This is a genomic window from Pseudomonas sp. MWU12-2037 (genome assembly GCF_023242345.1).
In the GTDB taxonomy this organism is placed as follows: domain Bacteria; phylum Pseudomonadota; class Gammaproteobacteria; order Pseudomonadales; family Pseudomonadaceae; genus Aquipseudomonas; species Aquipseudomonas gingeri_D.
Map to the genome: position 1 here is coordinate 26967 of NZ_JALLIZ010000023.1, position 13760 is coordinate 40726.

A 13760-nucleotide genomic window follows, 5' to 3' on the forward strand; every position below is an offset into this window, starting at 1 on the left:
GAAACTCCACTCGTCATAAAGCGGGAGTCAAAAGCACTCGGGCAGGGTCCACCGTTATACGGAGTGCCCTGATACATAACAGGGCGCCTATCTGAAGCACGCATAAAGGAGGCCAGCTTCATGAATATTCCGATTCCGGCAGAAACGCCCGATCCCAATATCGACAAACCGACCCTGCCACCCACGGAGCCACAGCCGATCCCCGAGCAGGAACCGCCGGGCAGCACGCCGCCGCCCAGGATCGATCCACCGACGACCATGCCCCCGGTGATCGCCTGAAGCGGCGCGCCTGAAGCATAGACGGGAATGTCGCCCCAACCGCGCCGTCCCCTGAACATAAGGAGAGCACCATGCCCGTGCATATCGAATCCTCGAACCAGACCTGTGCCCTGGAGCAAGGCGATGTCCGCCTCCACGGGCCGGTCAGCGCCGTGCGCATCAGTACCGACGACGATAAAAGCATGTCCCGCGCCGAACTGGACGGTCGGTTCATCTGGATTACCGAAGCGCAAGCCGACGCCCTGACCGTCGCCGGTGCCTTCGACGGCCGCCATCATGTGAAGGCCAGTGACGGTGATTCGGTGATTTGATTGACCTGTGTCAGCACCGGCGCCCGGCATTTACGCCCGGCGCCACAGGGCACGATGGCAGGGAGCGGCACGGGGGTAGGACAAGCTGTCGCAGGCCCCCACCCACGCCTATCTGATCCGCTTTTTATTCAAATACCTGAGTCTGTTATGCAAACAGTTCGCTCGGCATAGTGCCCAGGCCTGATGGAGGCTGACGAGCGAAAGACCATGAGCGAGAGAATCCCCGTCCAGAGTGTTGAAACCTTTGAGCCTTTGCGTCCAAAGATGAAGGCCAAATCTACCGACCAACTGATCCATACCCGCAGCTTCAGCGGACTGTTTCGTAGCCTGCGCCTGGGTGGCGCGGGCTTTCTGTTCCTGCTGTTTTTCGGCACGGTGTGGCTGAACTGGGGCGGCCGCCAGGCGGTGCTCTGGGACCTGGCCGAAAGCCGCTTCCATATCTTCGGCGCGACCTTCTGGCCCCAGGACTTTATCCTGCTCTCGGCCCTGCTGATCATCTGCGCCTTCGGCCTGTTCGCCATCACCGTGTTCGCCGGGCGGGTCTGGTGCGGTTATACCTGCCCGCAAAGCTCCTGGACCTGGCTGTTCATGTGGTGCGAGAAAGTCACCGAGGGCGAGCGCAACCAGCGCATCAAACTGCAAGCCGCGCCCTGGGGTCCGAACAAACTGGCCCGGCGCGCGGCCAAACACACGCTGTGGCTGGGTATCAGCCTGCTGACCGGGCTGACCTTTGTCGGTTACTTCACGCCGATCCGGCCCCTGGCCCAGGAACTGATGACCCTGCAGATCGGTGGCGTCAGCCTGTTCTGGGTGCTGTTCTTCACCGCGGCCACCTACATCAATGCCGGCTGGCTGCGGGAAGCGGTGTGCATGCATATGTGCCCCTATGCACGGTTCCAGAGCGTGATGTTCGACAAGGACACCCTGACCATCTCCTACGACCCTGCCCGGGGTGAACACCGCGGTCCGCGCAAGCGTGATGTGGCGCCGGCCAGTGTCGGCCTGGGGGACTGCATCGACTGCCAGATGTGCGTGCAGGTCTGCCCCACCGGCATCGATATCCGCGACGGCTTGCAGATGGAATGCATCGGCTGTGCGGCGTGCATCGACGCCTGTGATTCGATCATGGACAAGATGGGCTACGCCCGTGGCCTGGTGAGCTACACCTCCGAGCATCAGTTGCAGGGTGGCAAGACCCATCTGCTGCGCCCACGGCTGATCGGCTACAGCGCCGTGCTGCTGATCATGATCGGTGCGCTGGCCCTGGCCCTGGTGGAACGGCCCATGGTCTCGCTGGACGTAAGCAAGGACCGTGGGCTGTTCCGGGAAAACAGCCAGGGGCAGATCGAGAATATCTACAGCCTCAAGGTCATCAACAAGACCCAGCAGCCCCAGCGCTATCGCCTGGAGCTACTGGACAGCGAGGGCTTCCAGTTGCAGGGCAAGACCGAACTGAACCTGGCGGCGGGCGAAATCGCCGACCTGCCGGTGTCGGTGGCGATGCTCGGCGACAGGCCGAAAAGCAGCTCGCAGGAGCTGAGTTTCAAGGTGGTCGACAGCGACGAGCCCGAGGTCTACAGCGTGGCGAAGAGCCGCTTTGTCGCCCCGCTGAACCGTTGATGCCTTAGAATCCCGAACGCCGATGCCGATCAACCCGAACGCCAGAGTTACCATGAAACGCTACGAAAAATTCGCCGACGACATCGCTGAACTGATCCGCACCGACGTCCTCGGCCCCGGCCAGCGCGTGCCGTCGGTGCGTTATGCCAGCCAGACCTACGGGGTCAGCCCGTCCACCGTGTTCCAGGCCTACTACCTGCTGGAACGCCGCGGCCTGATCCGTGCCCGACCGCGCTCCGGCTACTTCGTCAACGCCCACACGCCGAGCCCGTTCTCGGAGCCGGCGATCAGCAGCCAGGTCAGCGAGTCCACCGAGGTCGATGTCAGCGAACTGGTGTTCTCGGTGCTGGACTCCATCAAGGACCCCGCCACCGTGCCCTTCGGCTCGGCCTTCCCGAGCCCGACGCTGTTTCCCCTGCAACGCCTGTCCCGTTCCCTGGCCAGCTCCAGCCGCGAGATGGACCCGCGCATGGTGGTCACCGACCTGTCGCCGGGCAACCCGCAACTGCGCCGGCAGATCGCCCTGCGTTATATGGTCGGCGGGCTGATGCTGCCCATGGAGGAACTGCTGATCACCAACGGTGCCCTGGAAGCGTTGAACCTGTGCCTGCAAGCCGTCACCGAGCCCGGCGACCTGGTGGCCATCGAGGCTCCGGCCTTCTATGCCTGCCTGCAGGTGCTGGAACGGCTCAAGCTCAAGGCGGTGGAGATCCCGGTGCATCCGCGCGACGGCATCGACCTCGGGGTGCTGGCCCAGACCCTGGAGCGCCATCCGATCAAGGCCTGCTGGTGCATGACCAGTTTCCAGAACCCCTTGGGCGCGACGCTGCCCGAGACGAAGAAGCAGGAGTTGGTGGAACTGCTGCGTCTGCATCAGGTGCCGCTGATCGAGGACGATGTCTACGCCGAGCTCTATTACGGCCAGCAGGCGCCAAAACCGGCCAAGGCCTTCGACACCGAAGGCCTGGTGATGCATTGCGGCTCCTTTTCCAAGAGCCTGGCGCCGGGTTATCGCATCGGCTGGGTGGCGGCGGGACGTTATGCGCAGAAGGTCGAACGGCTCAAGCTGATGACCTCGCTGTGCGCCTCGATGCCGGCCCAGGCGGCCCTGGCCGACTATCTGCAAAACGGCGGCTACGACCGGCACCTGCGCAAACTGCGTTATGCCCTGGAAGAACAGCAGAGCGCCATGCTGGCGGCGATTGCCCGCTATTTTCCGGCGCAGACCCGGGTCAGCCAGCCGAGCGGCGGTTACTTCCTGTGGCTGGAACTGCCGGAACAGATGGATTCGCTGAAACTGTTCCAGATCGCCCTGGCCCAGGGCATCAGCATCGCCCCGGGGCCGATCTTTTCGCCGACCCGGCGCTTTCGCAACTGCATCCGTTTGAATTACGGCAGCCCGTGGAACGAGGTGTCGGAGCAGGCGATGGAGACCCTGGGACGGATTGTGCGGTCGTTGCTGGAGCAGTGAGCCGTATTATTGCGCCAAGGGCCAGTGCATCAGATACGCCGCTCCCGTCACGCGAATCATTGGATGCGGCACGATCTGACATTCGCCAACGATCGTGAAACCATGACGCTGATAGAAGCGGCAGGCACCTGTATTCATCGCATAGTCGATCAGGCTCAGGCCCTTGAGCTCAAGCTCCTGGCAGCGCTGGCGGGCATATTCAAGAAAGCGCGCGCCCAGGCCCTGGTTACGCCAGCCCTCGTGCAGGGCCAGGCTGGAAATATACAGGGTGTCGGGAATCTCCAGATCGGCATACGGCGCGAGCACCGGATCGGTACTCGGCGTTGCCTGCGGATCTTCAAACATCGGATAGCTGTGCAACATGCCGATAACCTGGCCATTCGCCTCGGCCATCCAGCAGTTCTCATAGGAAAAATCCACACCCTCACGGGCATACCGCCGCTCGCCGACATCCAGCAAGGACTCATCGCCTTCAGCCAACTGGCTCCAGATATAGTCGCAGGCCCCTTCCGAGGAAATCTGGAACAGGCGGGCAATCTCGCGGGCGTCCGAGCGTAGTGCAGGACGAAAGATAACGGTCATTCGGGGGTCCCTGTAACGGGCCAGGTAAAGCCCTGGCAGCAGCGTTACAGTGTGCGGTGTCTACTCGACAGGGCGTTGTGCCCGAGCGACATGCCTGGCGCAAAAACCGACTTAGCGTCCACCTGCCAGATCGATAAAGGTCCCGGTGGCATAGGAGGCCTTGTCCGAGAGCAGCCAGATAATCGCTTCGGCCACTTCTTCGGCGCGACCGCCACGGCCCATGGGAATGGCCGATTCCAGCTTGCTGACCCGGTCGGCATCGCCGCTCAGGGCGTGGAACTCGGTATAGATATAACCAGGACGCACGCCATTGACGCGAATGCCCTCGCCCGCCAGTTCCTTGGACAAACCCAGGGTGAAGGTGTCTACCGCGCCCTTGGAGGCGGCGTAATCCACGTATTCGTTGGGCGAGCCGAGACGCGCCGCCGCCGAGGATACATTGACGATATTGCCACCCTGGCCACCATGGCGTGGCGACATGCGCCGCACCGCATGCTTGGCGCAGAGGATCGGCCCGAGGGTGTTGACCTTCAGGGTCTGCAGGATACGGAATTCAGACATTTCATCGACCCGAGACTTGTGCCCGACGGTCCCGGCATTATTGACCAGGGCGGTGACCGGCCCCAACTCGGCGTCCACCCGGTTGAACAGGCGGATCACCTCGTCCTCGGTACTGACATCGGCGCGCACGGCAATGGCCACGGCACCCAGCCCGCGCACCTGCTCCAGCACACGCAGGGCCGACTCCTCGTCCGCCAGGTAGTTGATGCAGATGCGATAACCCTGTTGCGCGGCGAGCAGCGCGGTGGCCGCGCCGATACCACGACTGCCGCCGGTGATGACGATGACTTTGTCCATGAACCCGTTCCCTCGATCAACCTGTAACTTGCCGCAAAAGCATACCTGTCGGCGGCCTTATTTGTGTAGTCGCCAAAGGTCGCAAGCGCGGTACTAAACGCTTACATAGACCCAGGCATCCAGACCGGAGGCCAGACGGACCAAGACGCGTTTGTAGTCGGAGACTTCATAGGCATCCGCCGCCGCCAGCTCTTCGGTGCTGATCTGGAACACCATGCCGCTCACGCTGTCCTCGGGGTTGCTGCCGGGACGGACGATGGGATGGTGGGTCTTGCCGCTGGTGGCGAGGACCTGGGGGTCGGTGATCTCGACCCAGGATTGAGCATAGCCGAGCATGCGGTCGGCGCTGCCCGCCAGTTCGCGCCCGAAATTGGACAGTTGCACAGCCTTGTCCTGCAAGGTGCCGTAGGAAAACAGCAGTACCGGTGTTGCCGTAAAATCGGTCATGAAGGCCTCGTCTGCCAAAGAGGTGAGACAGTCTAAACGCTCCGCGCCCGGATGCCGAGTCGATCAACACAACTCCCGCAAATACGCCCAGTCGTCTCTATGGTTATGCGAAGAGGTTATTTAACCAAACCGCTCTCCTCTCATAAGCTCCACCCACCGGACCACCGGCCCCGCCCTTCTCACTGCTGTCTCTGCGAGGTGTCCATGGTCGCCCTGGTTCCCGGCACTACCCGTTCCCGTTTATTGCTTTCAGCACTGGCCATTGCCTTGTCCCTGGCCGCCGCCACCGTCGACGCCAACGAAACCCTGCGCATCGGCTACCAGAAATCCTCGACCCTGATCACCTTGCTCAAGAGCCAGGGCACCCTGGAGAAAGCCCTGGCCAAGGAGCATATCGACGTCAGCTGGCATGAGTTTCCCAGCGGCCTGCCCCTGCTCGAATCGTTGAACGTGGGCAATGTCGATATCAGTGCCGACGTCGCCGATACGGTGCCGGTGTTTGCCCAGGCGGCCAAGGCCCGACTGACCTACTTCGCCCAGGAGGCCGCGTCCCCCGAAGCCCAGGCGATCGTGGTCAAGAGCGATTCGCCGATCAAGACCCTGGCCGACCTCAAGGGCAAGAAAATCGCGGTGACCAAGGCCGCCGGCAGCCACTACCTGCTGATCGCGGCACTGACCAAGGCCGGGTTGAAGTTCAGCGATATCACGCCCGCCTACCTGACCCCCGCCGACGGGCGCGCCGCGTTCGAGAACGCCAAGGTCGACGCCTGGGTCGCCTGGGAACCCTTCCTCAGCGGCGTCCAACGGCAACTGCCGACCCGCACCCTGGCCGACGGCCAGGGCCTGGCGAACTACAAACGTTATTACCTGGCGAGCACGCCTTACGCCCAGTCCCATCCGCAAGTCCTGAAGCAGGTGTTTGCCGAACTGCAAAAGTCCGGGGCCTGGATCAAGACCCATCCCAAAGACGCCGCCGAGATCCTCGGCCCGCTGTGGGGCAACCTGGATGCGCCGACGGTCGAGGCCGCCAACCGCCATCGCAGCTATGACGTGCAGGCGGTCACGGCCGACCAGTTGAGCGAACAGCAGCAGATCGCCGATGCGTTCTTCGCGGCCGGTCTGCTACCGCAGAAGATCAACACCCGGGACGTCGGTATCTGGCAACCCTGATCAGGCGAACACACGACCTCGCACCAGGACAGCAGACTGATTACGACACTCAATCGAGTGATCGGGGGACAGGAGTGCGTTGCTGCGGATCATAGAAAAACTGCTCCTCGGCAATACGCTCACCCTCCCAACGCTGGTGGGCGATTTCCTCCATGCGGGTCACGCTGCCGTCGGCCCATTCGAAGCGGAAAATCCAGCGAATGGCTACATGATCGCCATTGAGAAAGGCCGGGCGTACGCAAGTCGAGCTCATGGAACGCACCCTGGACATCATCGCCCGCTCCTTGGCGACATGAAAGTCACGCCCGACTCGCGGCGGTTCCTGGTTTTCTTGCAGGGAAGCGTCGGCGGTGTAGAAGGCTTCGACCGCTTCGGCGTGGGCATTGGCCTCGACCTGGGCGATAAAGCGTTCGAGGTTTTCAAGGGTCGGCATGGTCAGCTCCTGGCTGGGGTGATCGGCATTCATCACCCCAGCGAGGCTAAGGTCGGCGAGCGGCGATGGAAAGGTCCATTCCGACCGATCTGTGCGGTACCAATCGGCTAACGCCGCCAGACCACACAGCCCAGTGCACTCAGGGCTATTGCCAGGCCGGCCAGGGAATACACCCAACTGGCCGAGGCCACCGGCAACAGCACCCCTGCCAGCAACGGTCCGACACCGGCACCGATATCGCGCCACACCGCATTCGACGCCAGGGCCTGGACCCTCCCGGCCCCCGGATTGCGCTCGGCCACCAGGGTCACCACCAGCGGCAGTTGCAGCGCCCGCAGAATCAGCACGGCGCCGGCACCAAGGATCAGCCAGTGGCTGCCGAAAGCGGCCAGGGCCAGACCGCTGAGGATCGAGAACAGCAGCAACATGCGCACCACGCCATAACTGTCGGCCAGGCGACCGCCCACAGGACTGAGGAACATTTCCGAGGCATAACGCAAGGCCATCAATAGCCCGGCAATGATCACCGCATTGCCACCCAATACCGCGGAGGCCTGCAAAGACAAACCGAAGATAAACAGCCCATCCAGCGCCACACCCTCGACAAAGGACCATATCGCCACGCTGTCCGGCCGCTTGAAGCGCCGCCCGGAAGGTGCTGCCAGTTCATGCCCCACCGTCGGCAGCCCACGCGCCACCCACAGGCCGATCAGCGATGCGCCGGATAGCAGCAGGAAAATCAGCCGCGGCCCGAAGTGCAGGCTCAACCAGCCACCCACGGCCAGCGCGAGCATCGGGCCGATGGCGATCACTCCCCGTGAACGCCCCGCCCGGCGCGCGGCACCACTGGGTTCCAGGGTCGCCAGCACCTGGGTGGACAGGTTCATCGCGGCAAAGGCCAGGCCCCAGACCAGGCGCAGCAGCAATAACCAGCCGAAGCCGGAAATCAGCGAGTTGCCCATGGCACAGAACGCACTGCCCCCGGCCGCCAGCATCAGGGTCGAGCGGTCGCCGTGGCGGGCGTAATAACGCAGCACATAGCTGTAACCGAAGATCCGCACCAGTCGGTTGGCCGCCAGCAACACCCCGGCCTGGGCCAGGGTCACGCCAAAGGCCTGGGTGTTCATCGGCAGCAACAGGTAAAGCAGTACGTCGCTGGGCAGGCACAGGGCCAGGACGGTGGCGGAACGGCGGGAGGCGGAATCGGTCGGGTGAGCAGCCACGGCAGGCATCTGGAACGGGTCTCCGCAAGGGGGAAGAAGCCCACAAGCATGCAGGGCTGAAACAATCGCTGACAATATTTTTCTGATCTTCGATCTCTACACGGCCCAACCGGCTTGCCGATAGTCAGGTTGATTTTCCTTGAACAGGCCCACCACTGCTTCGCCGGTGGTGCCCGGTTGCGTCTTTCATATGGCACCTACAACTATATATCGCAGGTGCCAGGGGTTTATGCGTTTAGATGGCTTTGCATTACCCATCAGATGATGTCGGACAAACCGCAAACCTAAAGGAATAGAGAAATGCGCGCATTATTCATCATCGGCCTTATTTTATATACAAGCCTCCTGACAGCTTCCCTTTACGCCGCCACCATTGAAACAGAAGTCGGTGCTCCTCCCCCTCCCCGCCAAGGGCTCCAGAATAAAAATGGGCAAAACCAGCACTTTAGTGGCGTTGGCCGACTGGGAAGCAATTGCACCGCCGCATTGATTGATACCCGCCATAACCATGAGACGACCGCGCAACCGGCCTATTTGTTAACCGCAGGGCATTGCATCAGTTCCACTCACAAAAAAATCATCACGAATCAAACCATTGACGACACGATAAAGTTTAATTACTTCGGTGATGCCCGCGACCAGATAAAAACCTACAAACTGAAAAAGATCAACTGGAGCAGTATGCGCGGCACCGACCTCGCCGTGATCGAGCTGGAAGCCTCGCTGCAAGAACTAATCGACGCGGGCATCCAGCCATTAAGTATCGGTGCGCGCCCGGAACCTGGCAGCGTTATTATAGCAATCGGTGCCCCTTTACTGGATTACCTGTATCAGTCTTTCTGTACGCTGGCGCCCGCCACGGATTATCACCTGGATAGTTACGGGGAACATTGGATATGGCGCAACATGCTCAACGGCCAGTGCCACGGTATTCAAAGGGGGGCCTCCGGTGGCCCGATCGTGGAACTCGAGACGGGCAAAGTCGTGGGGGTTCTGAATAGTGTCCATGGTGACTCAGATGTATACGGCTCTGCCATTCAACACCTTCAAGGATGTTTCACATCCGGTCAGTTTGACCCGTCAATCACTCGTTGCAGCTTATTTCCAGTCTACGATATTGACGCCATCGCTCCGATGCGCCAGCAAAATTTCCTGTCCGCCAAACCAGAACTGGGCCTGGAAGCAGTCATTCCGTCCTGGGACCTGAAACTCTCAATCAGCACGCCTTTCTATCGCTACAAAACCGTACACTCACTGGCACCTACTTGCGAAAGTACCCATGGCTACAGTGAAGCCATCAGCACTGAGAATGCTCATATCAATGACGTGATCGGCACGACAAGTGGCAGGCATTGGTTATGCATCATCGGTGTTGAGGCTCCCGAACAGCTCCCATTCCACGGCATCATGAAAAACAATCAATCGATGATGGTCGACCTGCTGGATTACGGCGATGAACCGCCAAAAATCGATATCTTCGCCTATAGCGATGCACCCTTAAGGCCAGAGGTTTATAAAATGTCTGTATCCACCACCTTTGCACCGCCCACTTACACGCAGATTTATTCAAAAACAGGTTCACCCTCAGAGGTGGATTGCGATGATCCCGTGGGTTATGAAGAAGTGAAACGCGATGGTCATGCAAGGTGGAAACATCTGACGACATGGAGCAGCACGCAGGGAGAAGCCAAACTTTGTGTCTACGGAAAAAATGTGCGTGGAGAGTCATCAAGACCAGCAGTGCGTTTGCTCAAAGTCGAGGACCACTGGAAGAGCTGAATCACTGACCCGGCCTCATCGAGCGCTTGCCCGCCCTCAAGAGTGAAGGCAGGCGCCCTGATTGACACCGACCATTGGGCTTTTGTGCAATCTGTTTGCAGTGTTGCTGGAGCAACAGCGCTTCAACAGAGTGTTCGTGGGACGACACTCACCGGCCTCTCCCAAATCGACCGGCTCCTACAGGTCCATATTCCTAGCAACTGGCACAGAGCCTACATTATTCCTTTTAAGCAGCTCATCGGAGTCATGACTGCTTACTCCGAAATAAGCACCCGCAATCCCTCTCCCAGAAGCACCCGATGAAATCCCTCAACCCGATCACCAAGGCCGCCCATCTGCTTGCCGGGTTCGGGCCGCTGGCCACGCATTGCCGCGCCGTATTGACGCACGCCAGCACCATGGCGCCCTGGCCCTCAGGTTCCAGATAGGTATTGTTCAATACACAGACCGCATCAACACCATGGCCAATATCGAAGACATCCGCACAGACCAGCCAGGAGCTGAGGAACATTTCCGAGGCATAACGCAGGACCACCAATAATATGAGACCTTCAGGTAAATAAACTACCTATACGGACCACTGGATGATTTCGTTCACGGGAGGGGGCCTACAACTATATATTGCACACATAAAAAGCCTATGTGCTTAGATCGCGTTCAATCACCGCTCACATGATATCGAACATACCGCAAAACCTAAAGGAATAGACCATGCGTGCATTATTGACCACGGGCCTTGCTTTATATATCAACCTTCTGACGCTTTCACTTTATGCTGCCGCCTTTGAAATAGAAGACAACTTCATTCCTCCTCGTCTGGCTCTCAAAAATAAAAATGGGCAAAGCCGGCATTTGAGCGGTGTGGGCCGACTGGCAGGCAATTGTACAGCCACATTGATTGATACCCGCTATCGCCATGAGGCGACCGCGCAACCCGCCTATTTGGTAACCGCTGGACATTGCGTCAGCCGCACTCAAAAAAGAATCATCACGGACAAAATCCTCACAAACAAAATTATGGACTTCACGATAGAGTTCAATTATTTCAGCGATGTCATCGAGCAGATAAAAACCTACACACTGAAAAAAATCAACTGGAGCAGCGTACGCGGCATCGACCTTGCCGTGATCGAACTGGAGGCTTCGCTGACAGAGCTGATCGACGCGGGTATCCAGCCACTCAGTATCGGCTCGCGTCCGAAACCTGGCAGTGCCATTACAATAATCGGCGCCCCTGGGGGGGATTTCTTGCATCAATCCCTCTGTACGCTGGCGCCCGCAAAGGATGGTTACATCGATAATGACGGGGAATCGAGGATACTGCTCAACAGTCTCAATGCTCAGTGCCGCAGAATTGGAAGGGGGGCATCCGGCGGCCCAATCGTGGAGCGCGAGACGGGTAAAATCGTGGGGGTCCTGTATGGTGCCATTGGTGACTCGGAGGTATACGGCTCTGCCATTCAGTCCCTTCAAGGATGTTTTACATCCGGTCAGTTTGATCCCTCAATCACCCGTTGCAGCTTATTTCCAGTCTACGATATTGACGCCATCGCCCCACAACACCGGCAAAACTTCCTGCCCGCCAAACCCGATCAAGGCTTGGAAGCCGTCATGCCATCCTGGGATCTGAAATTTTCAATCAGCACGCCTTTCTATCGCTACAAAATCGAGCGCTCATTGACATCGCCTTGCGAAAGCCCCCATGGCTACAGTGAGGCTATCAGTGCCGACAACGCCTATATCAATAAGGCAATCGGCACGACAAAGGGTCGCCATTGGTTATGCATCATCGGTGTTGATACTTCCGAACAGCCCCCTTTCCACGGCATCATGAAAAATAATCAATCGATGTGGGTCGACTTGCTGGATCACGGCAATGAACCGCCGAACGTCGATATCGTCACCGAACGCGAAAACTTCTCCGACCCAGCGGTTTATAACCTGTTTGCATCCACCTACTTTTCACCGCCCACTTATGCGCAGATCTATTCGAAAATAGGCCCGACCTCACAGGTGGATTGTGATGATCCTCAGGGCTATGAAGAAATGCAACGCCGTACTCGTGAACCGTGGCTCCTTCTGGCGAGTTGGAACAGCACGCAGGAAGAAGCCAAGCTTTGCGTCTATAGCAAAAATGCCCATGGCGAGTCATCAAGAACCTCAATGCATTGGCTCAAAGTCGCCGATGACTGGAAGAGCTGATCCACCGTCACCCAACGCCTGCCCGCACTCAAGAAACAATCGCTGAGAATATTTTTGTGCAGCCTGTTTACGGTGTTGCTGGAGCAACAGTGCTTCAACAGAGTGTTCGTGGGACGACATTCGCCCGCCTCTCGCAAATCGACCGGCTGACCGCTTACCTGTAGGAGCCGGCTTGCTGGCGATGGGGCCAGTGAGTCTTGTGTCGATCTTATGGACGCCATCGCCAGCAAGCCGGCTCCTACAAGGTCAGTATTCCAGGCAACTGGCACAGAGCCTGCATTATTCCTTTTAAGCAGTTCATCGGAGTCATGACTGCTTATTCCGAAATAAGCACCGCAGTCCCTCTCCCTGGAGCTCCCGATGAAATCCCTCAATCCGATCACCCAGGCCGCCCGTCTGCTGGCCGCCGCCGCGGCGCTGGCGCTGGGCCTGCAACCCCTGGCCCAGGCCGCCGAAACCGTCCCGGCCGAAGTCCACCTGGACTATGCCTATTACTCCCCCGTCAGCCTGGTGCTCAAGCATTTCGGCTGGCTGGAAAAAGCCCTGCCGCAGACCAAGGTCACCTGGGTCTTCAGCCAGGGCAGCAACCGTTCCCTGGAATACCTGAACAGCGGCGGCGTCGACTTTGCCTCCTCGGCCAGTCTGGCGGCGGTGCTCAGCCGCGCCAACGGCAGTCCGATCAAATCGGTCTATGTCTACAGCCGCGCCGAATGGACCGCGCTGCTGGTGCGCAAGGACTCGCCCTACAAGACCCTCGCCGACCTCAAGGGCAAGAAGATCGCCGCCACCAAGGGCACCGATCCGTATCTCTTTACCTTGCGCAGCCTGCAACAGGCCGGCTTGAGCAAAGACGACGTGGAACTGGTCCACCTGCAACACCCGGACGGTCGTACCGCCCTGGAAAAAGGTGATGTCGACGCCTGGGCCGGGCTCGACCCACACATGGCCGCCAGCCAGATCCAGGCCGGCTCCCGACTGCTCTATCGCAATCCCGCCTTCAACAGCTACGGCGTGATCAGCGTCACCGAGAGCTACGCCAAGGAACACCCGAAGGCCATCGAAACGGTCCTGGCCGCCTACGAAAAAGCCCGCGAATGGGCGCTGCACAATCCCCAGGAACTGGCCCAATTGCTGGCGACCGAGTCCGGCCTGCCGCTGGACGTCGCCCAGTTGCAACTGTCACGTACCGACCTGAGCAATGCCCGCCTCGGCCCGCCGGACCTGGCGTCGTCAAAAGCGGCGGCGCCGATCCTGGTGTCCGAGGAACTGGTGCGCCGTGGCGTCAACGTCGATCAAGTGATTGACCAGTTGATCGACACCCGTTTCAACAATGCCGCTGTCGCCCAGCAGTGAATCCCGTCGCCCTGGGTCCGCGTCAGGAGTGC

Annotated in this window: 13 protein-coding genes; 8 read left to right on the forward strand and 5 right to left on the reverse strand. The window is 59.6% G+C overall.

Going from position 1 to position 13760, the window contains the following annotated elements; genetic code table 11:
• The first annotated feature begins 120 nt into the window (after positions 1–120).
• The 4 genes from M5B42_RS28235 (at position 121) to mapR (ending at position 3681) form a co-directional block, all read left to right on the forward strand.
• Positions 121–279: a hypothetical protein gene (locus M5B42_RS28235; RefSeq protein ID WP_177101859.1), complete on the forward strand. Its 159-nt coding sequence runs from the start codon at positions 121–123 to the stop codon at positions 277–279.
• Between the two features lie 71 nt (positions 280–350).
• Complete coding sequence (locus M5B42_RS28240) at positions 351–590, forward strand: DUF3203 family protein (protein WP_177101857.1); 240 nt, start codon at positions 351–353, stop codon at positions 588–590.
• 207 nt (positions 591–797) lie between these two features.
• Complete coding sequence (gene ccoG / locus M5B42_RS28245) at positions 798–2210, forward strand: cytochrome c oxidase accessory protein CcoG (RefSeq protein WP_248747660.1); 1413 nt, start codon at positions 798–800, stop codon at positions 2208–2210.
• Positions 2211–2262: 52 nt separating this feature from the next.
• A complete protein-coding gene (gene mapR, locus M5B42_RS28250; RefSeq protein WP_248747661.1) occupies positions 2263–3681 on the forward strand; it encodes a GntR family transcriptional regulator MpaR in 1419 nt (472 codons plus the stop codon).
• 6 nt (positions 3682–3687) lie between these two features.
• Here the strand turns inward: mapR and M5B42_RS28255 are convergent, their stop codons facing one another.
• The 3 genes from M5B42_RS28255 to M5B42_RS28265 all read right to left on the reverse strand — a co-directional run bounded on the left by M5B42_RS28255 (position 3688) and on the right by M5B42_RS28265 (position 5568).
• On the reverse strand, positions 3688–4263 hold the full coding sequence (locus tag M5B42_RS28255) for a GNAT family N-acetyltransferase (RefSeq protein ID WP_248747662.1): 576 nt from the start codon (positions 4261–4263) through the stop codon (positions 3688–3690).
• Positions 4264–4374: 111 nt separating this feature from the next.
• On the reverse strand, positions 4375–5121 hold the full coding sequence (locus M5B42_RS28260; RefSeq protein WP_103495087.1) for an SDR family oxidoreductase: 747 nt from the start codon (positions 5119–5121) through the stop codon (positions 4375–4377).
• Between the two features lie 93 nt (positions 5122–5214).
• The gene (locus tag M5B42_RS28265; protein ID WP_248747663.1) at positions 5215–5568 is read right to left on the reverse strand and encodes a gamma-glutamylcyclotransferase family protein; all 354 of its coding nucleotides are present in this window, start codon (positions 5566–5568) and stop codon (positions 5215–5217) included.
• Between the two features lie 204 nt (positions 5569–5772).
• Here M5B42_RS28265 and M5B42_RS28270 point away from each other — a divergent pair, with 204 nt between their 5' ends.
• Positions 5773–6738 carry an aliphatic sulfonate ABC transporter substrate-binding protein gene (locus M5B42_RS28270; RefSeq protein WP_248747664.1) on the forward strand — a complete coding sequence of 322 codons (966 nt, stop codon included), beginning with the start codon at positions 5773–5775 and terminating at the stop codon, positions 6736–6738.
• 49 nt (positions 6739–6787) lie between these two features.
• Here the strand turns inward: M5B42_RS28270 and M5B42_RS28275 are convergent, their stop codons facing one another.
• Positions 6788–7171, reverse strand: a complete 384-nt coding sequence (locus tag M5B42_RS28275; protein WP_248747665.1) for a nuclear transport factor 2 family protein — start codon at positions 7169–7171, stop codon at positions 6788–6790.
• Positions 7172–7278: 107 nt separating this feature from the next.
• Positions 7279–8403, reverse strand: coding sequence for an MFS transporter (locus tag M5B42_RS28280; protein WP_248747666.1), 1125 nt, complete (start codon positions 8401–8403; stop codon positions 7279–7281).
• Between the two features lie 291 nt (positions 8404–8694).
• Here M5B42_RS28280 and M5B42_RS28285 point away from each other — a divergent pair, with 291 nt between their 5' ends.
• The 3 genes from M5B42_RS28285 (at position 8695) to M5B42_RS28295 (ending at position 13728) form a co-directional block, all read left to right on the forward strand.
• On the forward strand, positions 8695–10173 hold the full coding sequence (locus M5B42_RS28285; RefSeq protein WP_248747667.1) for a serine protease: 1479 nt from the start codon (positions 8695–8697) through the stop codon (positions 10171–10173).
• 711 nt (positions 10174–10884) lie between these two features.
• On the forward strand, positions 10885–12375 hold the full coding sequence (locus tag M5B42_RS28290; RefSeq protein WP_248747668.1) for a serine protease: 1491 nt from the start codon (positions 10885–10887) through the stop codon (positions 12373–12375).
• Positions 12376–12735: 360 nt separating this feature from the next.
• A complete protein-coding gene (locus M5B42_RS28295; RefSeq protein ID WP_248747669.1) occupies positions 12736–13728 on the forward strand; it encodes an aliphatic sulfonate ABC transporter substrate-binding protein in 993 nt (330 codons plus the stop codon).
• Positions 13729–13760: the final 32 nt, after the last annotated feature.

Bases quoted from the DNA above. Each gene is read 5' to 3' on its own strand.
- M5B42_RS28235 (WP_177101859.1), top strand. From the start codon at position 121: ATGAATATTCCGATTCCGGCAGAAACGCCCGATCCCAATATCGACAAA.
- M5B42_RS28240 (WP_177101857.1), top strand. From the start codon at position 351: ATGCCCGTGCATATCGAATCCTCGAACCAGACCTGTGCCCTGGAGCAA.
- ccoG (WP_248747660.1), top strand. From the start codon at position 798: ATGAGCGAGAGAATCCCCGTCCAGAGTGTTGAAACCTTTGAGCCTTTG.
- mapR (WP_248747661.1), top strand. From the start codon at position 2,263: ATGAAACGCTACGAAAAATTCGCCGACGACATCGCTGAACTGATCCGC.
- M5B42_RS28255 (WP_248747662.1), bottom strand. From the start codon at position 4,263: ATGACCGTTATCTTTCGTCCTGCACTACGCTCGGACGCCCGCGAGATT.
- M5B42_RS28260 (WP_103495087.1), bottom strand. From the start codon at position 5,121: ATGGACAAAGTCATCGTCATCACCGGCGGCAGTCGTGGTATCGGCGCG.
- M5B42_RS28265 (WP_248747663.1), bottom strand. From the start codon at position 5,568: ATGACCGATTTTACGGCAACACCGGTACTGCTGTTTTCCTACGGCACC.
- M5B42_RS28270 (WP_248747664.1), top strand. From the start codon at position 5,773: ATGGTCGCCCTGGTTCCCGGCACTACCCGTTCCCGTTTATTGCTTTCA.
- M5B42_RS28275 (WP_248747665.1), bottom strand. From the start codon at position 7,171: ATGCCGACCCTTGAAAACCTCGAACGCTTTATCGCCCAGGTCGAGGCC.
- M5B42_RS28280 (WP_248747666.1), bottom strand. From the start codon at position 8,403: ATGCCTGCCGTGGCTGCTCACCCGACCGATTCCGCCTCCCGCCGTTCC.
- M5B42_RS28285 (WP_248747667.1), top strand. From the start codon at position 8,695: ATGCGCGCATTATTCATCATCGGCCTTATTTTATATACAAGCCTCCTG.
- M5B42_RS28290 (WP_248747668.1), top strand. From the start codon at position 10,885: ATGCGTGCATTATTGACCACGGGCCTTGCTTTATATATCAACCTTCTG.
- M5B42_RS28295 (WP_248747669.1), top strand. From the start codon at position 12,736: ATGAAATCCCTCAATCCGATCACCCAGGCCGCCCGTCTGCTGGCCGCC.